Below are 17,652 nucleotides of genomic sequence, written 5' to 3' on the forward strand. Positions count from 1 at the left end.
TATGTGATAGCCACAACCAACTCCCCGTCGCTGCGCTGGGTCACGTCCTCCTACAGCACACAGAACGGCGGATCGTGCGTCGAGTGGGCGCCCGAGCACGCCGCGGCCTCCGGCATCGTCCCGATCCGCGACAGCAAGCGCGCGGAGGGTCCCGTACTGGCGGTTTCCGTGCGCGCGTTCGCCGGGCTGGTCGCCCTCGCCCGGTCCGCCGACCTTTAGAACCGCGCCGCCCCGGGCCCCGCCGTTTCCCGAGACCTTCGGAGCGGCGGGGCTCGGGCGTTCGGGTCCCCGGAAGGTGGGGCCTTCTCCTCGTACGCCGCACGCGGAGCGCAGGTGGCCGCTAGCGTGCCGCGTATGCGCATTCTCCATCTGTCCGACACTCATATCGAGCGGACCGCCGGGCCCAACCGGCACGGCGTCGACGCCACCGAATCGTTGCGCCTGATGCTGGGCGAGCTGCGACATCAGCGCGGGGTCGACGCGATCATGGTCACCGGGGACGTCGCCGACGACGGCGCGGTGGAGTCGTACACCATCGCGCGGGAGTTGATCGGGGAGTTCGCGGCTCAGTTGGGGGTGCCGCTGTTCTTCACCGTGGGGAACCATGACGACCGGGCGGCCTTCGGGAAGGTGCTCGGCAGCGGGCATCTCGCGGTCGACGGTTCGGACCGTGCCACGACGGTCCTCTCCTCCGCCGAGGGCGAGAAGGCCGCGGTGAGCGTGGTGCGCGGATACCGGTTCATCACCATGGACTCCCAGGTGCCCGGCCAGGTGTACGGCGGGCTGAGCGATGCCCAGCTGGACTGGCTGAACGATCTGCTGCGCACCACCGGCGAGCGCGGCACGATCGTCGCCTTCCACCATCCGCCGATCGCCATGGACGTCGACACCCAGCGCGCCTTCGGGCTGCGCAACCCGCGCTCGCTGGCCGAGGTGCTGCGCGGCAGTGATGTACGGGCGGTGCTCACCGGGCATTTCCATCTCCAGTTGTTCGGGCTGCTCGCCGCGGTTCCGGTGTGGGTCGGTCCGGCCGTGGTCGACCGGATCGATCTGACCGCGCGTCCCGACACCGAGCGGGCGGTGCGGGGCGCCGCCGCGTCGGTGATCGACATCGGCGGGGCGGCGGGGCCGCTCTTCCACACCCTGCACGCCCGTGATCCACGCGCCCACGAGACCGTCTACGAGCTGGACGAGGACCAGGTGCTGGAGGTCATCGAGACGCGGGGCTGGGTGCGCTGAGTGCGCTGAGCCGGTCGGGCACCGGCACGGTGGCGGTCACGGTCGGCCGGTACGGGCGGGTGTGCGAGGAGCGGCTCGCGCCCCCCGCGGCGGCTCGCGCCCCCTGCCGCCTCCATCGGGGGCGCTTCACTCCTGTCCCCTGAGCATTATTTCTTGAGTAACTCAATCAATTGCCTTACCGTTGCCTCGGTCAATCACTTTGTGCTGTCCGACGGAGGCCCCGACATGTCCGACGCTCCCGCGCCCACCACCGCGACCGGGGGAGCGGCACCGCCCCGCAGCAACGCCGTGGTGGCGGTGCTGGCCTTCAGCGGCATCGTCGTCTCGCTGATGCAGACGCTGGTCATCCCGATCGTCCCGGAGCTGCCGCGGCTGCTCGCCGCGCCCGCGTCGGACGCCGCGTGGGCGGTCACCGCGACCCTGCTGGCGGCGGCCGTGGCCACCCCGGTGATGGGACGGCTCGGGGACATGTACGGCAAGCGGCGGATGCTGCTGGCCAGCATCGGGCTGCTGGTCGTCGGCTCGGTGGTCGCCGCGCTCAGCGACACCCTCACCCCGATGATCGTCGGACGGGCCCTCCAGGGGCTCGCCGCCGGGGTGATCCCGCTCGGCATCAGCATCATGCGGGACGAACTGCCCGCCGAGCGGCTCGGTTCCGCGACCGCGCTGATGAGTGCCTCGCTCGGGGTCGGCGGCGCGCTGGGGCTGCCCGCCGCCGCGCTGATCGCCGACCATTTCGACTGGCATGTGCTGTTCTGGACGTCCGCGGTGCTGGGGGTGGTCGCCGGGGCGCTGGTGGTCGCGCTGGTGCCCGAGTCGAAGGTGCGTGGCGGGGGACGGTTCGATGTGGTCGGCGGCGCCGGGCTGGCCGTCGGGCTGGTCTGTCTGCTGCTGGGCATCTCCAAGGGCGGCGACTGGGGCTGGACCAGTACGACCACGCTGGGGCTGTTCGCCGCGGCCGTGCTGGTGCTGCTGGCGTGGGGCCGGTGGGAGCTGCGGGTCGCGGAGCCGCTGGTCGATCTGCGGTCCACCGCGCGCCGCCAGGTGCTGGTGACCAACTTCGCCTCGATCGCCGTCGGCTTCGCGATGTTCGCGATGTCGCTGGTCATCCCGCAACTGCTCCAGCTGCCGTCGGAGACCGGGTACGGGCTCGGGCAGTCGATGCTCTCCGCCGGTCTGGTGATGGCCCCGTCCGGGCTGGTCATGATGGCCATAGCGCCGGTCTCCGCCGCCGTCTCGCGGGCGAAGGGGCCCCGGACGACCCTGATGATCGGCGCGCTGATCGTCGCCGCGGGCTATGGGCTGAACATCGCGCTGATGTCGGAGGTCTGGCACTTCGTGCTGGTCTCCTGTGTCATCGGCGCCGGGATCGGCTTCGCGTATGGCTCGATGCCCGCGCTGATCATGGGGGCGGTCCCGGCGTCCGAGACGGCCGCTGCGAACAGCTTCAACACGCTGATGCGGTCCATCGGCACCTCGGTGGCGAGCGCCGTCGCGGGGGTGATCCTGGCCCAGCTGACGACCACGCTCGGACCGGTCACGTTCCCGTCGCAGGACGGGTTCCGTACGGTGCTGGCGGTGGGCGCGGGGGCGGCGCTGCTGGCGTTCGCGGTCGCCGCGTTCATTCCGCGGCGCGGGGGCGTGGCGGTGGGGGAGGAGACGCTGCGGGCTTCTTCTGCGGAACCGGATGGGGCGGACGGGGTCGATGGGGTCGACGGGGCGGGTGTGAAGGAGCCCGTGCGTAAGGGGTGACGGGGTGACGGGGTGGCGTCGGGCTGTGGGGTGGAGGCGGAGGCGCCCGATGCCTGAGGGGCTGTCCGTCGTGGTGTCCCCAGGGGTGGGCTACAGGTTGCCCATCGGCTCGATGTCCGTGCGGACGGGGGTGCCCCAGACGCGGAGGACCTCGTAGTCGGTGAACTCATGGACCAGGCGGTAGGCCATCGCCGGGCGGGAGCCGCGGCGCTGGGCGGCGAGGTACAGCTCCGCCTCGTGGCGGTCGCGGCGCGGGGTGCCGCACAGCTGCCACTCCTGGCCGTTCCACAGCTCCGGCAGCCAGCGCTGCTGGGGCTGCGGGCGGTCGCCGCGCACTCCGTAGCGGGAGGGGGTGCCGGTGGACTGGCCCGCGGGGCCCGCCGGGCCGTTGAACTCCGCCCGGCGGGCCGCCCGGCGCCGGGTCTCGCACAGCAGGCACAGGTCCGGCGCGCTCGTGTCGACCGGACCGCCCGGATGCTCGGCGCAGCGGGTGGTGGGCTTCGCCGCGGTGACGCTCTCCTCCAGCAGATCCAGGGCGCGGCGCAGATCCGCGCGGATCTCGTGCAGCTTGGCGTCCGGGGTCGTGCCGGTCAGGGCGTCGCCGTGCTCACCGACGAGTCGGAGGGCACGGCCCAGGGCGGTGAGTTGGGCGTGGTTCATGGGTCCAGTGTCGTATGCCGCAGTCCGAAGGCGTATGTCGCGACGAATCCGGCCGCGTAACCGGTGGCCAGGCCGCCCGCGTACACCGCCGTCGTCAGGCCGAGGCCCCGGTTTCCGGCGAGCAGCGGGAACAGGGCCCAGCCCGACGGGCCGATCGCGGTCGCGCCGACCTTCACGCCGAGCATCGCGAACACCCCGATGAACGCCCCGCCCGCCGCCCCGCCCGCGCACGCGGTCAGGAACGGGCGGCCCAGCGGCAGCGAGACGCCGTAGATCAGCGGTTCGCCGACGCCGAGCAGTCCGGCCGGGAGCGCGGATCTGATCGTCGTCCGCAGGGAGCGGTTCGTCGTCCGCTGGGAGTGGTCGTGGCGCAGCCGGACGTACACGGCCGCCGCCGCGCCGACCTGGCCCGCGCCCGCCATGGCGAGGATCGGCAGCAGGACGGTGTAGCCCTGCTGCTCGATGAGGGTGGCGTGGATGGGGATGAGGGCCTGGTGCAGGCCCAGCATCACCAGGGGCAGGAACAGTCCGCCGAGGACCAGGCCCGCGAGGGCGCCGGTGGTGGTCAGCAGCCAGTCGGCGGCGGTGCCGATGGCGGCGGCGACCGCCCCGGCCGCGTACATCAGGCCGTACAGGGTGGCCAGGCCCGCGACCAGGACGGTGACCGTGGGGGTGACCAGGACGTCGAGGGCGGCGGGGACCCGGCCCCGGCACCCCTTCTCCACGTACGTGGCGAGCAGCGCGGCGGCGAGGGCGCCGAGGACGCCGCCCTGGCCGGGGGCGAGGGTCACGCCGAAGGCGGTGACGTTGGCGACCCCCGGGTAGACCACGACCGCCGCGACCGCGCCGCCGAGGATCGGGGTGCCGCCGAACTCCTTCGCCGTGTTGTAGCCGACGAACACCGCGATCAGCGCCATGAAGGCGGAGGCGACGGCGGCCAGGGCGGGGGTGACGCCGGGCAGCCAGCCCGCGTTCAGCAGCAGTCCGTTGAGCCCGGCGAGGATGCCGCAGCCGATCAGGGCGGGGATGAGGGGGACGAAGACGTTCGCGATGCGGCGCAGGGCGGTCTTGGCGGGGGTGGCGTTGCGGCGGCGTCGCTCGGTGCGGAGGGAGTCGCCGCGGTCGGCTAGTTCTTCGGCGGTGGTGGTGGGGGGCGCGGTGGTGGTGGGCGTCGTGGTCGTGGCCGTACGGGGGGCTTCCGTGAGCAGGGTTTCGAATGCTTCCGTCACCCGGGTGACGACCCCCGGGCCCAGCACGATCTGGTACGTGTCGTCGGCGACCGTGCCCAGGACGCCGGGCAGCGCGCGCAGTGCCGTGTCGTCGACCAGCGCGGGGTCGTCGAGGCCCACCCGCAGACGGGTCATGCAGTGGGCGACGGAGGTGATGTTCGCCGGGCCGCCGAGGAGGGGGAGCAGGGCGGAGGCGAGGACGGACGCCGGATCGGGGCGAGGGGTGGGCGGCTCTGGCTGGGGTACGGGTGGGTCGGGCTGCGGGGTGGGTGGGTCGGGCTGGGGGATGGGGGGATCGGGCTGAGGGGTGGGCGGGTCGGGCTGGGGGATGGGGGGATCGGTGCGCACCTCCCGAGCGTGCGGGTCAGTGGGGTGCGGCGGCGAGCGCGGCGCGCAGATGGCCGTCGGACTCCTCCAGAAGGCGGGCGGCGGTCGGGCCGTCCACTCCGGCCAGGATGGTCAGGATGGCGTCCTTGACCTCGCCGTCGGTGGCGGCGAGCGCGGTCTCGATCTCGTCCTCGGGCGCGCCGGTGGCCAGCGCGACGATCCGGCGGGAGCGGGCGCGCAGCTTGGCGTTGGAGGCGCGGACGTCGACCATGAGATTCCCGTAGGTCTTGCCGAGCCGGATCATCGTGATCGTCGAGAGCATGTTGAGGACCAGCTTCTGCGCGGTGCCCGCCTTCAGCCGGGTGGAGCCGGTGAGCAGTTCGGGGCCGACGACGACCTCGATGCCGTGGTCGGCGGCGGCGGCCAGCGGGCTGTGCGGGTTGCAGGACAGCCCGACGGTCAGCGCGCCCAGCGCGCGGGCGTGTGCGACGGCGCCCACCGCGTACGGGGTGCGGCCGGAGGCGGAGATCCCTACGACCGTGTCGGCGCCGGTCAGCTTGAGCGCGTCCAGGTCGGCGCGGGCCAGGTCGGGGGAGTCCTCGGCGCCCTCGACCGAGGTCACCATGGCGGACGCGCCGCCCGCGATCAGCCCGACGACCTGGTCCGGGCCGGTGTTGAAGGTGGGCGGGCACTCGGAGGCGTCGAGCACCCCGAGCCGCCCGGCGGTACCGGCGCCCGCGTACACCAGCCGCCCGCCGCGGGCCATCCGGGCGGCGACGGCGTCGATGGCGGCGGCGATCCGGGGGAGCTGAGCGGCGACGGCGGTGGAGACGGTGGCGTCCTCGCCGTTCATCAGGGTGGCGAGGGCGAGGGTGTCCAGCCGGTCGATCTCGGCCAGCTCGGGGCGGAACGCCTCGGTGGTCAGGGACTCCAACTCGGCACGAAGACCACGGGGTTCTGAGGTGGAGGTCATGGTGTCAGACGGCTCTTTTCCACGAGGGGGTGCCAGGAGGGGTAGGGGGCGTACGGGTGAGGGCGGTCTGTCTCACAGCCGGTGTCCGGCGCGGGGCGTGGCCCGCAGGGGGCTAACGCCGGTGGCGGTGGGCGAGCGCCTCGTAGGACGCGGCCAGCGCGGGCGCGGCCGTCTCGTACGTCCGTTGCGCCACGCCCACGAAGAGACAGTCCACGACCAGCAGCTGTCCGGTCCGGGAGGACATCGCGGCGGGCCGCAGCTCGCTCTCCCGGGCGGTGGAGGTGGTCAGGACGTGGTCGGCGTACTGGGTGACGGGGCCGTCCGGGCGGCCGGTGATGGCCACGGTGGTCGCCCCCCGCTCGAAGGCGGCCCGCAGTGGCTCGATCACGTCCCCGGTGGAGCCGGAGTGGGTGATGGCCACGGCGACATCGCCGGAGCGCAACTGGACCGCGTTGGTGACGGCGAGATGGGGGTCGGAGTGGGCGTGGGCTATGAGCCCGATCCGCAGCAGCTTCTGGGTGAGGTCCTGGGCGACCAGGCCGGACGCCCCGATGCCGTACACATCGATCCGGCGGGCCGTCGCGGCGGCGGCGACGGCGGCGCCGAGCTGCGCGGTGTCCAGCCCGGCGGCGGTGTCGGCGAGGGTCTGCTGCTCGTCGTAGGCGAGTTTGGCGACGACGTCGGCGATGGGGTCGTCCACGGCGATGTCGGTGGTGATCGCGGGTGCGCGGCCGGACTGCTGCTGGGCGGCCAGTCCGGCGAGGGCGAGCCGCAGATCGCGGTACCCGGGGTAGCCGAGCAGCCGGGCCGTGCGGACGACGGTGGCCTCGCTGGTGCCGGTGAGTTCGGCGAGGCCGGTGACCGTGAGGGCGGCGCAGCCGGCCGGGTCCCCGGCGACGGCCTCGGCGACCCGCTGCATGGAGCGGGTCATCGAGGGGGCGAGGGTGCGTACCTTGGCGGCGAGTGCGGCGGGGGCGGGGGCGGTCGTACCGCCGAAAATTTCCTTCACCTTCTGGGTCACCTCTGAAAGATATTTTCGGGCGGATGGTCCGGTCAAGCGTGCGCACAATGGGGGTATGCCCGCGCAGCCTTCTCCGCCCCCATTTCCGCCCCGGCCCGTCAGTGCGCTGGAACAGGCGCTGCACACCGCCCGTGCGCGGGTGCTGGCCGATCTGGTCGCCGGGGAGGTGGCCGAGGCGGACGTGGTGTCGCTGGTCGAGGACGCGGTGCGGGAGCGGCGCTGGTGGGTGGAGCAGTGGCCGGACGGGGCGGCCTTCGTCGCCGGGCTGGTGGCGCAGGACGTGCAGGACGCGCTGCTGGACCGGTACGGGCGCTGGCCGCTGTGCCCGGTGTGCGGTGCGGGCGACCCGCACGCGCTGGAGATCGAACCCGAACTCGGTCCCGACCCGCACTGGGTGTGCCACCAGGCGGGGGTGCGGGTGGCGGCACTGGGAGCGCTGGGCTCGGCTGTGGGGGGCGGGGCCGGGGGTGGGTCCGGCGGCGGGTCTGATGGCGGTTCCGGCGGTGGGTCGGATGGTGGGTCTGATGGTGCGTTCGGTGGCGGGTCTGCCGATGGGCTTGGCGGCGGGGCGGGTGACTGGTCCGGCGGTGGGCCGGGTGGCTGGTCGGGCGGTGGTTCCGGTGGTGGGCCTGGTGACGGTTCCGGTGGCTGGACCGGCGGCGGATCTGGTGACGGATCTGGTGACGGATCTGGTGGCGGGGCGCCCCTCTCGTGACGATCTATATCGACCCGCCGGTCTGGCCGGGTCATGGCCGGGTGTGGTCCCACCTGATCAGTGACGCCTCCTTCGATGAACTCCACCGCTTCGCGGCCGGGCTGGGCGTGTCGCCCAGGGCCTTCGAGCGCGACCACTACGACCTGCCGTCGGAGCGGTACGCGGACGCGGTCCGGGCGGGCGCGCGGGAGGTGAGCAGCCGGGAGGTGGTACGGCTGCTGACGGGCTCAGGGCTGCGCAGACCTAAGGGCCGCGCGGTCGACTCAGCGGACTAGGCCGGGCCTAGGGCGTCAGGGGGCCGCGCAGTTCGTAGGCGAACAGGGGTCTGGTCTCTGGGGTGTCGTCGGGGTGGTGGTCGTCGGCGCGGGTGAAGCCCGTGCGGGTCAGGACGGCCTGGGAGGCGACGTTGTCCGGTTCCACCGTGGCGAACAGGGCGCGTACGTCGGTGCGGGCCAGGGAGCGGGCGGCGAGCGCGCGCAGTGCCTCGGTCGCGTAGCCCTGGCCACGGGCGGTCTCGACCAGGTCGTAGCCGATCTCGACCCGGCCGTCGTCGTCGGGAGCGCCGTGGAAGCCCATGGCGCCGATTGCCCGGCCGTCGTGGTGCCTGACCAGCACGGACAGCCCGAACTCGGGCCGGTACACGCCCGCTTCATACGCTCTGACCAGCATCGCGGCGGCCACCCGGGTGCCCTCGAAGGGGGTGCCCCCAGCCCAGTCGAACCCGCCGTCGCCGCCGTCGGCGAGCGCGCGGGCGGTGTCCGGGCCGATGCCCTGGAGGGTGAGGCGCCCGGCCGGCGTACGGGGCGGCGGGCACTGCTCGGTGTCGGTCACGCGCGGGGTCCTTTCGAGGGGCCGGGTCCGCCGAGCAGCTCCAGTTCGGCGGTGATGTTGTAGCGGGCGGTGCGCTCCCAGTGCTCCGCGCCGTACGGGGTGCGGAAGAGGGCCGGGAGCGCGAGCAGCCCGCGCAGCACTTCCGCGCGTCCGTTGCGGAAGTCCTCGGGCGGTACGAAGCCGTACTCCTCGCGGACGGCGGCCGTGTATGCGGCGTACGCCGACGGGGGCGCCGCCAGGATCGCCAGATCGGCGTCGCACAGGGCCTGGCCGTTGCGGTCACCGGCGGCCGGGTCGTGACCGGTGGTCAGCCGGATCAGCCGGGCCACCTCGGCGGCGCGGTCCGCCGGAACCCCGGCCTCCGGCAGGGCGCGCTCGGCGAGCCGCGCCGACCGCTCCTCGTTCTCCGTTCGGTCCGGCCGGTACACGGCGTCATGGAACCAGGCCGCCAGCCGTACGGCGTCCGGGTCGGCGGCGTGGTCCGCCAGCGCCCCGTCGAGGTGGTCGAGCACCGCGGTGAGGTGGGTGAGCGTGTGGTAGTGCCGCTGCGGTTCGCCCCAGCGGGCGAGCAACTCATCCGCGTACGGCGCCGGATCGGGTCCGTCCGTACCGCCGCGGGCGCCGGTGAGGGCGGCGGCGAAACGGGCGCGCAGGGCGTCGGGATCGGCCATGTGGCCATTCTCCCTCCGCCGGGGTGTCCTGCTGGGCGGGGCTCCGTGCCTAGTTTGGGGTCATGACTGACAAAGGTGTTCATGGTGGCGGCGCGGCGGTACGGGATCCGGAGCTGCCGGGGCGGCTGCTGAGAGTGGAGCGGGACGAGTTGGTGCCGTGGCTGCGCGGCCTGGCGGACGCGGACTTCGCGGTCCGTACCGAGGCGTGTCCCGAGTGGACCGTGCGGGACCTGCTGGCGCATTGCGCCTCTGTGCTCCGCCGGGTGGTGGAGCGGCGGTACGAGAAAGACGTGTTCTCGCCGGCCGCCAACCAGCGGGACATCGAGGCGCTGTCCCCTCTGTCCCACCAGCAGATCGTGGACGAGCTGGAGCGGGGGATGACCGAGGCGGGGCCGGTGATCGCGAGGGCGGGCGGGGTTCTGGACGGGATCGGGCTCGGGGAGTGGGTGCACGCGGGCGATGTCCGCGAGGCGCTGGGCGCACCGGGCGCGTACGGGGGCGCGGGGCTGCCGGACGCGCTGGCCCTGTTCGCGCGGATCAGCCGGGAGCAGGGCAAGGTCCTGCTCCATGCCGACCTGGACGACCGGGACGAGCCTGTACTGCTGGGAGAGCCGGACGGACAGCGTCCCCCGGCCCGGTTCATCGGCGACGCGACCACCCTCGTCCGGCTGTGCTCGGGCCGATCGGTGCGCGGCGCCGACTTCGAACTGGTGGGCGCAACGGCGGCGGAGCTGAGCATCTACTGACCTCCTCCTGAACATCTACGGCTGACGGGCATGGAACGTGTACGGCTGACGGGCACGGAACGTGTACGGCTGACGGGCGCTGCACACGTGCGGCCGACTGGTGCCGAACGCCTACGGCTGACGCACGGAACAGGTACGGCTGACCGGTGCTGACCATCGACCGCTGACGGGCGCGAGATCGGCTGAATGTGGTCCCTGTGACCGCGCGGCCGATCGTCCGTTACGCGGCAGAAATCCTTTCATCGGGCAAACATTTACGCGTGACAACTGCGACGGTCACCTTCTAGGACGGGGCCCCTCCTCGCGGCCTGCGGGTTCGCGGCGTACTCTGATATTGGACTAGACCTGTAGTCGCCAGGGGAAACGGGAAGGGGTCCTGATGGTTTCGCGTGCAGTCCTGGAGGTGATCGCGCTCGATCCCGAGGACGCGGTCGCCGCCCAGGCGGGGGGTGCGGACCGGCTGGAGCTGGTCACCGACATGTCGGCGGACGGGCTGACCCCGTCCGCCGAGACCTTCACGGCGATCCGTGCAGCCGTGGACATTCCGCTGCGGGTGATGCTGCGGCTCGCGGCCGGGTTCGCCGCGGGGGACACGGAACGGCTGGTGGACGCGGCACGGCGGATGCGGGGGGCGGGGGCGGACGAGTTCGTGCTCGGCTTCCTGGACCCGCACGGGGGGCTGGACCTGGCCGTGGTCGAACAGCTCGTGGGGGAGCTGGACGGCTGTGCCTGGACCTTCCACCGGGCGATCGACCGCGCGGCGGACCGGGACGCGCTGCGCAAGCAACTCGACGGGCTGCCCGGCCTGGACACCTACCTCACGGCCGGTGCGGCGGGCGGGGTCGACGAGGGCCACGCGACCCTGCTGACCGAGGCGGGGCGGCGGGGCGAGCCGGGCTATGAACAGCAGCTGCTGGTGGGCGGCGGCCTGCGCCTCGACCACGTCCCCGCGCTGCGGGCGGCCGGCATCGACGCCTTCCACATCGGCGGCGCGGCGCGCCCCACGGGATGGGAGGGACCGGTCTCCGCGGTGGCCGTGCGGGAGTGGAGGGCCGCGGTGGACGGGGGCGTGGATGGGGGTGTGGATGGGGGGTAGGTGGCGAGGGTTCGCCGGGGTTCGTCGTCCGGTGTGCCTCCGGCGCTCCTGAGAGCGCCGGTGGTCACCGGCGGCGTACGCCCGCTTCCTCGCCGTACTCGCCGAGGATGACGACATCGAACGCCGCACCCGCGAACACCCGCACGGCACGCACGGCTTCACCTATGCGATGCCGGTGGGCCCCGGCGACTGCGGTGGCACCCGAGGGGCGCCCGGGAACTGGGGAGATCGTGGCTGCGCTCATGCATCCATAGTGCGTTCCCGGAGGTGAAGACGGCATCGGTCTACGGAGCCAATTCCCCCGCCGCCGCCGTCCACCCGGGGGTGGAGCCGAACCCCCAGGGAAGCCCCTCCGCGAGGACTGCAGTCCCCTAGGGGTTGTCACCGAAAGATCTTCGCGGCGTGCCGATGAGGTGTCGGCGGGGGCGTGGGTGGCGGTCTCGGCGACGGCGGGGACGCCGATGACGTGGCCGGTGGTGTGCCTGCGGTGGGGGCGGCTACTCCATGACCGCGCGGGGCGCGTCGAGGAAAGCAAAGCCAGCCGGTTGCCCTCCCGATGATCCCGCACGCTCTCGCCGTCCAGGGCAGGCCCTGCCACACGGCTCGGCTGAAGGCCGCGCGTTCCGCTTCCGCGCCGACCTCAGAGCGCTGACCCGGCATGGCGATCATCGCCCCACGGCGAAATTCAGTGGCCCCTCGCCGGTCGTTCCTCTAACATCTCCGCTCTTGCCCGCCTCCCTTCCGGAGTGCCGCCGACCGGACGGAAACCGGCCGGTCTCCCGCGTACGCGGCACCGCGCGCCGCCCCGCACACCCCGCAGACCACTCCCGGAGGCACCGCCTTGTCCACGCCCGCCATCGACCCCGCCGACCCCGGTACTGCCCCCGGCGCTCCTCTAGGAGATCCTCCCGGCGTACATGATCCGCTCTCGCGTGAGCGCGCCCATCTCACCTCCTCGCGGGCCGCCCTGCGGGCCATGCGGGAGGAGGCCGAGGGGCTCGACATCAGCGATGTCGCCGCGAACTGGGTGAGCGCGGAGGCGCTGGCCCACCAGGTCGAACTGCGGGTGAAGGCGCTCGCCGACCTCGCCGGCACCCCGCTGTTCTTCGGCCGCCTCGACTATCTGCACGCGCCCGGCGCCGAGCGGGCCGAAGGCGCGGACGGCGAGCGCTTCTACATCGGGCGCCGTCATGTGCACGATGGCGAGGGCGACCCCATGGTCATCGACTGGCGGGCACCGGTCGCACAGCCCTTCTACCGGGCGTCCAGGAAGGACCCCCTGGACATCGCGCTGCGCCGCCGCTTCGGCTACACCGGCGGCGAGCTGACCGCGTACGAGGACGAGCGGCTGTCCGACCCGGCGGAGACGGACCGCACCAGCCGTCTGCTCCAGCGGGAGATCGAGCGCCCGCGCGTGGGGCCGATGCGGGACATCGTCGCGACGATCCAGCCCGAGCAGGACGAGATCGTACGGTCCGGGCTGTCCGGGACGGTGTGTGTGCAGGGCGGGCCGGGCACCGGGAAGACGGCGGTGGGGCTGCACCGGGTGGCGTATCTGCTGTACGCCCACCGTGAGCGGCTGGCCCGGACGGGGACCCTGGTGATCGGCCCGAACCGGTCCTTCCTCCACTACATCGAGCAGGTGCTGCCCGCGCTCGGGGAGTTGTCGGTGCGGCAGGCTACCGTGGACGATCTGGTGGCGCGGGTGGAGGTGCGCGGTACGGACGAGGCGGCGACGGCCCTCGTCAAGGGCGACGCCCGGATGGCGCGGGTGCTGCGCCGGGCGCTGTACGCGCAGGTGACGACGCCGGTGGAGCCGGTGGTCGTGGTGCGCGGCTCACGGCGGTGGCGGGTGTCGGCGTACGAACTGGCGGAGCTGGTACGGGAGCTGCTCGACCGGGACATCCGCTACGGGGCGGCCCGGGAGGCGCTGCCGCAGCGGATCGCGCACGCGGTGCTGGTGCAGATGGAGCGGTCCGGGGAGGCGCCGGACGACCGGGTGCAGGACGCGGTCGCGCGGGACCGCGCGGTGAAGGCGGCGGTCAAGGCGGTGTGGCCCGCGATGGAACCGGCGAAGCTGGTGCTGCGGCTGCTGGGCGAACCGGAGTTCCTCGCGGAGCACGCGGACGGGATTCTGTCGGAGCGGGAGCAGACGGCGCTGCGCTGGGCGAAACCGGTGCGGTCGCTGAAGGCGGCGAAGTGGTCGGCGGCGGACGCGGTGCTGGTGGACGAGGCGGCGGATCTGATCGAGCGCACGCACTCGCTGGGGCATGTGGTGCTGGACGAGGCGCAGGACCTGTCGCCGATGCAGTACCGCGCGGTGGGACGGCGGTGTACGACGGGCTCGGCGACGGTCCTGGGGGACCTGGCTCAGGGGACGACCCCGTGGGCCACGCGCAGCTGGGCGGAGGCGCTGGGGCACCTCGGCAAGGGGGACGCGGTGGTGGAGGAGCTGACGGCGGGGTTCCGGGTGCCGACCGATGTCATCGCGTACGCGTCACGGCTGCTGCCGCACATCGCACCGGGCCTGGCGCCGGTGGAGTCGGTACGCGAGAACCCGGGCGCCTTCGAGGTACGGCAGATCTCCGACGACTCCGAGGTGGTGGACGCGGTACGGGAAGCCCTTCAGCGGGAGGGCTCGGTCGGACTGATCGCGGCGGACGCCCGCGCGCAGACGCTGGCGGAGGCCCTGCGGGCGGCGGGCGTCGGCTACCTCGGACCGGGCGAGGAGACGACCCGGGAGACCCGGCTGACACTGGTCCCGGCATCGCTGGCGAAGGGCCTGGAGTACGACTACGTGGTACTGGACGAACCGGGCGCCGTGGTGGCGGGGGAGCCTGATGCCCGAACGGGGTTGCGGCGGCTGTATGTGGCGCTGACCCGGGCGGTGTCGGGGCTGGTGGTGGCCCATCGGGGGGAGCTGCCGGGGGAGTTGGCGGGGTGAGGGGACGCGCCGTCGCCGACCGTGTGTCCGTGTGAGCCCGTGTACGACGCTCATAGCCCGGTGAGTCCTCGCCCCTGCCCCCTCCCTCCCGAGTAGGAGGCGCGGACTCCCCCCAGGGAGGGACACGGGCGGCCGGGGAATTGGCTCTGTAGACCGATGCCCTCTTTACCTCCGGGAACGCACTATGGATGCATGAGCGCAGCCACGATCTCCCCAGTTCCCGGGCGCCCCTCGGGTGCCACCGCAGTCGCCGGGGCCCACCGGCATCGCATAGGTGAAGCTGTGCGTGCCGTGCGGGTGTTCGCGGGTGCGGCGTTCGATGTCGTCATCCTCGGCGAGTACGGCGAGGAAGCGGGCGTTCGCCGGCGGTGAGCGCCTAGTGTCGCCGGGTGATCCGTTCCTCACTCCTGGTGACCTTCTTCGGCTCTCTCACGTCCCGGTCGGTCGCCGGCCTTCTCTGTCTGCTCTCCCTGAGCGCCTTCTGTGCGCTGTGTGCCGTGCGCGGGCTGCCCATGGCCGATGTGCTGGTCTACCGGGCCGAAGGCGCCGCGGTCCTCGACGGCCGTGATCTGTACGGGTTCACCGTCACCGAGTGGCGGCTGCCCGCCACCTATCCCCCCTTCGCCGCACTGCTGTTCACCCCGCTCGTCTGGTTCCCGGTCCCGGTGCTCAAGGCCGTGGTCCTGGGCGGCAATCTGGTCCTGCTGGCCTGGCTCGTCCAGCTCTCCGCCCGGCTGGCGGGCCGGACCCGGCTGCCCCGGCCCGTCGTCTGTGCGTGCGCCGCGCTCGCACTGTGGCTGGAGCCCGTCTTCCAGACGCTGTTGTTCGGGCAGATCAATCTCGCCTTGGTCTGTCTGGTGCTGTGGGATCTCACCCGGGCTCCCGGTGCTCGGGGGCGGGGCGTGGCCATCGGGATCGCGGCCGGGATCAAGCTCACCCCGGCGCTGTTCCTGGTGCACCTCGCGCTGCGCGGCCGGTACCGGGAGGCGGGCGTGGGACTGGCGGCGTTCGTGGGGACGGCCGTGGTCGGTGCGCTGGTGCTGCCTGCCGCCAGTGTGGATTTCTGGACGCGGCGGCTGTTCGAGACGGGGCGGGTCGGCAAGGCCTGGATCGTCGACAACCAGTCCTTGCAGGGGCTCGTCGCCCGCGCGCTCGGCGACCCCCACCCGGGACCGGCGTGGGCACTTACGGCGGTGGCGGTCGCGGCGGCCGGGCTGTGGCTGGTGCGGAGCGCGCCGGACGAGCGTACGGCCGTACTGCTCACGGCGGGCACCGCCCTGCTGGTCTCACCGATCAGCTGGAGCCACCACTGGGTGTGGTGCGTGCCGCTGCTGGCCGTGGCGCTCGCCCAGGGACAGCTGAGGGCGGCGGGGCTGCTGGGGCTGCTGTTCACCGCGCGCACGATGTGGCTGGTGCCGCACCAGGGCGACCTGGACCTGCGGCTGCCCTGGTGGCAGCAGCTCGCCGCCTCGCCGTACCCGCTGCTGGCGCTGGCGCTGTTCGGGGCGGTTCAGCTCTCGGCGAGAAGCTCGTCCGCGTCCATGATCCGGTACGCGTAGCCCTGTTCGGCCAGGAACCGCTGGCGGTGCGCGGCGAAGTCCTGGTCGATGGTGTCGCGGGCGACCACGGAGTAGAAGTGCGCCTGATGGCCGTCCGCCTTGGGGCGCAGGACCCGGCCGAGGCGCTGCGCCTCCTCCTGGCGGGAGCCGAATGTGCCCGACACCTGGACGGCCACCGTGGCCTCCGGCAGATCGATGGAGAAGTTGGCGACCTTGGACACCACCAGCACACTGATCTCGCCCTCGCGGAAGGCGTCGAAGAGCTTCTCGCGCTGGGCGTTGGAGGTCTCCCCCTTGATCACCGGGGCGTTCAGATGCTCACCGAGTTCGTCGAGCTGGTCGATGTACTGGCCGATCACCAGGATCTGCTGCCCGGCGAAGCGGCGCACGATCGCCTCGGTCACCTTCCGCTTGGTCGCGGTCGTGGCGCAGAAGCGGTACTTCTCCTCGGTCTCCGCCGTGGCGTACGCCAGCCGCTCGGAGTCGGTGAGATTGACCCGGACCTCGACGCAGTCGGCGGGCGCGATGTAGCCCTGCGCCTCGATCTCCTTCCAGGGCGCGTCGAACCGCTTCGGCCCGATCAGCGAGAACACATCCGACTCCCGGCCGTCCTCGCGCACCAGCGTCGCGGTCAGACCGAGGCGGCGGCGCGCCTGGAGATCGGCGGTGAACTTGAAGACCGGCGCGGGCAGCAGATGCACCTCGTCGTAGAGGATCAGGCCCCAGTCGCGGGAGTCGAACAGCTCCAGATGCGGGTAGACGCCCTTCCGCCGGGTCGTGAGCACCTGGTACGTGGCGATGGTGACCGGCCGGATCTCCTTCTTCGTACCGCTGTACTCGCCGATCTCGTCCTCGGTCAGGGAGGTCCGCTTCACCAGCTCGTGCTTCCACTGCCGGGCCGAGACGGTGTTGGTGACCAGGATCAGGGTGGTCGACTGGGACTGGGCCATGGCACCCGCGCCCACCAGCGTCTTGCCCGCGCCGCAGGGCAGGACGACGACTCCGCTGCCGCCGTGCCAGAAGTTCTCCACCGCCTGCTTCTGGTAGGGGCGCAGCGCCCAGCCCTCCTCGTGCAGGGCGATGGGGTGGGCCTCGCCGTCCACATATCCGGCGAGGTCCTCGGCCGGCCAGCCGAGCTTCAGCAGGGTCTGCTTGATCTGCCCGCGCTCGGAGGGGTGCACGGCCACGGTGTCCGGGTCGATCCGCGCCCCGACCAGCGGCGCGATCCGCTTGGAGCGCAGCACCTCCTCCAGCACCGGCCGGTCGGTGCTGGACAGCACCAGCCCGTGCGCCGGGTGCTTGGCCAGGGTCAGCCGTCCGTACCGGTCCATCGTCTCGGCGACGTCGACCAGCAGCGCGTGCGGCACGGGGTAGCGGCTGAACTGCACCAGCGCGTCCACCACCTGCTCGGCGTCGTGCCCGGCGGCCCGCGCGTTCCACAGGCCCAGCGGGGTCACCCGGTAGGTGTGGATGTGCTCCGGCGCCCGCTCCAGCTCGGCGAACGGGGCGATGGCCCGACGGCACTCGTCGGCCTGCTCGTGGTCCACTTCGAGCAGCAGCGTCTTGTCGGACTGGACGATCAATGGGCCATTCACGCGCGCCACCCTTTCCCGCGGCCGGACGGTTCGGCCAAACGTCCAGTGTGCCTGATCGAGGCGGCGGGGCGGGGGGACGGCGGGGGACGGGCGGAGAGGACCCGGTGCCCTCGTGCCCGGCCCGCGGGTCCGTCCGGTTCGGGGGCGGGGCGTGACCGGTTCCACGGCGCGGACTGACCGGGTTCGTCACCGATAGTGATCGGATCATCGGGATCAGTCACCCTTAGTACGGGATGTCTAATCAGTCCTGAGGGTGGCCGGGCTTGAGCCGAACGGCGGTGAGGTCCGGAGAAT

16 protein-coding genes and 2 pseudogenes are annotated in these 17,652 nt (G+C 72.8%); 10 read left to right on the forward strand and 8 right to left on the reverse strand.

Going from position 1 to position 17,652, the window contains the following annotated elements; all coding sequences use genetic code 11:
* Positions 1-3: 3 nt before the first annotated feature.
* From AB0D49_RS12135 to AB0D49_RS12145, 3 genes are all read left to right on the forward strand, one after another.
* Positions 4-219, forward strand: coding sequence for a DUF397 domain-containing protein (locus AB0D49_RS12135; protein WP_362754980.1), 216 nt, complete (start codon positions 4-6; stop codon positions 217-219).
* Positions 220-354: 135 nt separating this feature from the next.
* A complete protein-coding gene (locus AB0D49_RS12140; RefSeq protein WP_362754983.1) occupies positions 355-1,239 on the forward strand; it encodes a metallophosphoesterase in 885 nt (294 codons plus the stop codon).
* A gap of 225 nt (positions 1,240-1,464) precedes the next feature.
* Positions 1,465-2,991 carry an MFS transporter gene (locus tag AB0D49_RS12145; protein ID WP_362754986.1) on the forward strand — a complete coding sequence of 509 codons (1,527 nt, stop codon included), beginning with the start codon at positions 1,465-1,467 and terminating at the stop codon, positions 2,989-2,991.
* A 90-nt stretch (positions 2,992-3,081) separates the two neighbouring features.
* On the opposite strand, the gene AB0D49_RS12150 is transcribed toward AB0D49_RS12145, so the two are convergent.
* The 4 genes from AB0D49_RS12150 to AB0D49_RS12165 form a co-directional block, all read right to left on the reverse strand.
* Positions 3,082-3,651 (reverse strand): hypothetical protein, encoded by a 570-nt coding sequence (locus tag AB0D49_RS12150; RefSeq protein WP_362754989.1) that lies wholly within the window; start codon positions 3,649-3,651, stop codon positions 3,082-3,084.
* On the reverse strand, positions 3,648-5,066 hold the full coding sequence (locus tag AB0D49_RS12155) for a PTS transporter subunit EIIC (protein WP_362755793.1): 1,419 nt from the start codon (positions 5,064-5,066) through the stop codon (positions 3,648-3,650). The genes AB0D49_RS12150 and AB0D49_RS12155 overlap by 4 nt, the downstream gene beginning before the upstream one ends.
* Positions 5,067-5,244: 178 nt before the next feature.
* Positions 5,245-6,180, reverse strand: a complete 936-nt coding sequence (gene murQ, locus AB0D49_RS12160) for an N-acetylmuramic acid 6-phosphate etherase (RefSeq protein WP_362754992.1) — start codon at positions 6,178-6,180, stop codon at positions 5,245-5,247.
* Positions 6,181-6,292: 112 nt separating this feature from the next.
* Positions 6,293-7,201 (reverse strand): MurR/RpiR family transcriptional regulator, encoded by a 909-nt coding sequence (locus tag AB0D49_RS12165; RefSeq protein WP_362754995.1) that lies wholly within the window; start codon positions 7,199-7,201, stop codon positions 6,293-6,295.
* A 55-nt stretch (positions 7,202-7,256) separates the two neighbouring features.
* Between AB0D49_RS12165 and AB0D49_RS12170 the strand changes: the two are divergent.
* Together AB0D49_RS12170 and AB0D49_RS12175 are read left to right on the forward strand one after the other, a co-directional pair.
* Positions 7,257-7,655 (forward strand): annotated as a pseudogene (locus AB0D49_RS12170) (hypothetical protein); the annotation flags it as partial.
* Positions 7,656-7,912: 257 nt separating this feature from the next.
* On the forward strand, positions 7,913-8,191 hold the full coding sequence (locus AB0D49_RS12175; RefSeq protein ID WP_362754998.1) for a DUF4031 domain-containing protein: 279 nt from the start codon (positions 7,913-7,915) through the stop codon (positions 8,189-8,191).
* 7 nt (positions 8,192-8,198) lie between these two features.
* On the opposite strand, the pseudogene AB0D49_RS12180 reads toward AB0D49_RS12175, so the two are convergent.
* Positions 8,199-8,711 (reverse strand): annotated as a pseudogene (locus tag AB0D49_RS12180) (GNAT family N-acetyltransferase); the annotation flags it as partial.
* 32 nt (positions 8,712-8,743) lie between these two features.
* Complete coding sequence (locus tag AB0D49_RS12185) at positions 8,744-9,418, reverse strand: hypothetical protein (RefSeq protein ID WP_362755001.1); 675 nt, start codon at positions 9,416-9,418, stop codon at positions 8,744-8,746.
* A gap of 62 nt (positions 9,419-9,480) precedes the next feature.
* Here AB0D49_RS12185 and AB0D49_RS12190 point away from each other — a divergent pair, with 62 nt between their 5' ends.
* Together AB0D49_RS12190 and AB0D49_RS12195 are read left to right on the forward strand one after the other, a co-directional pair.
* Positions 9,481-10,164 carry a maleylpyruvate isomerase family mycothiol-dependent enzyme gene (locus AB0D49_RS12190; protein ID WP_362755004.1) on the forward strand — a complete coding sequence of 228 codons (684 nt, stop codon included), beginning with the start codon at positions 9,481-9,483 and terminating at the stop codon, positions 10,162-10,164.
* 379 nt (positions 10,165-10,543) lie between these two features.
* Entirely contained in the window at positions 10,544-11,260 is a 717-nt protein-coding gene (locus AB0D49_RS12195) for a copper homeostasis protein CutC (protein WP_362755007.1), read from the forward strand.
* 64 nt (positions 11,261-11,324) lie between these two features.
* Here AB0D49_RS12195 and AB0D49_RS12200 read toward each other — a convergent pair whose 3' ends face one another.
* On the reverse strand, positions 11,325-11,504 hold the full coding sequence (locus tag AB0D49_RS12200) for a hypothetical protein (RefSeq protein WP_362755011.1): 180 nt from the start codon (positions 11,502-11,504) through the stop codon (positions 11,325-11,327).
* Between the two features lie 597 nt (positions 11,505-12,101).
* Here AB0D49_RS12200 and AB0D49_RS12205 point away from each other — a divergent pair.
* The 3 genes from AB0D49_RS12205 (at position 12,102) to AB0D49_RS12215 (ending at position 15,763) form a co-directional block, all read left to right on the forward strand.
* Positions 12,102-14,204, forward strand: coding sequence for a UvrD-helicase domain-containing protein (locus tag AB0D49_RS12205; RefSeq protein WP_362755014.1), 2,103 nt, complete (start codon positions 12,102-12,104; stop codon positions 14,202-14,204).
* A gap of 192 nt (positions 14,205-14,396) precedes the next feature.
* Entirely contained in the window at positions 14,397-14,576 is a 180-nt protein-coding gene (locus tag AB0D49_RS12210) for a hypothetical protein (RefSeq protein WP_362755011.1), read from the forward strand.
* 140 nt (positions 14,577-14,716) lie between these two features.
* Complete coding sequence (locus AB0D49_RS12215; RefSeq protein ID WP_362755796.1) at positions 14,717-15,763, forward strand: glycosyltransferase 87 family protein; 1,047 nt, start codon at positions 14,717-14,719, stop codon at positions 15,761-15,763.
* Here the strand turns inward: AB0D49_RS12215 and AB0D49_RS12220 are convergent.
* Complete coding sequence (locus tag AB0D49_RS12220; protein WP_362755017.1) at positions 15,715-17,358, reverse strand: DNA repair helicase XPB; 1,644 nt, start codon at positions 17,356-17,358, stop codon at positions 15,715-15,717. The genes AB0D49_RS12215 and AB0D49_RS12220 overlap by 49 nt on opposite strands.
* Between the last annotated feature and the right edge of the window lie 294 nt (positions 17,359-17,652).

Source organism: Streptomyces sp. NPDC048290, from assembly GCF_040652095.1.
Classification (GTDB): domain Bacteria; phylum Actinomycetota; class Actinomycetes; order Streptomycetales; family Streptomycetaceae; genus Streptomyces.

What these genes read in the sequence shown, in the direction of transcription:
- AB0D49_RS12195 (WP_362755007.1), top strand. Translation starts at nt 10,544, where the DNA reads ATGGTTTCGCGTGCAGTCCTGGAGGTGATCGCGCTCGATCCCGAGGAC.
- AB0D49_RS12215 (WP_362755796.1), top strand. Translation starts at nt 14,717, where the DNA reads ATGGCCGATGTGCTGGTCTACCGGGCCGAAGGCGCCGCGGTCCTCGAC.
- AB0D49_RS12200 (WP_362755011.1), bottom strand. Translation starts at nt 11,504, where the DNA reads ATGAGCGCAGCCACGATCTCCCCAGTTCCCGGGCGCCCCTCGGGTGCC.
- AB0D49_RS12190 (WP_362755004.1), top strand. Translation starts at nt 9,481, where the DNA reads ATGACTGACAAAGGTGTTCATGGTGGCGGCGCGGCGGTACGGGATCCG.
- AB0D49_RS12140 (WP_362754983.1), top strand. Translation starts at nt 355, where the DNA reads ATGCGCATTCTCCATCTGTCCGACACTCATATCGAGCGGACCGCCGGG.
- AB0D49_RS12185 (WP_362755001.1), bottom strand. Translation starts at nt 9,418, where the DNA reads ATGGCCGATCCCGACGCCCTGCGCGCCCGTTTCGCCGCCGCCCTCACC.
- AB0D49_RS12210 (WP_362755011.1), top strand. Translation starts at nt 14,397, where the DNA reads ATGAGCGCAGCCACGATCTCCCCAGTTCCCGGGCGCCCCTCGGGTGCC.
- AB0D49_RS12150 (WP_362754989.1), bottom strand. Translation starts at nt 3,651, where the DNA reads ATGAACCACGCCCAACTCACCGCCCTGGGCCGTGCCCTCCGACTCGTC.
- murQ (WP_362754992.1), bottom strand. Translation starts at nt 6,180, where the DNA reads ATGACCTCCACCTCAGAACCCCGTGGTCTTCGTGCCGAGTTGGAGTCC.
- AB0D49_RS12145 (WP_362754986.1), top strand. Translation starts at nt 1,465, where the DNA reads ATGTCCGACGCTCCCGCGCCCACCACCGCGACCGGGGGAGCGGCACCG.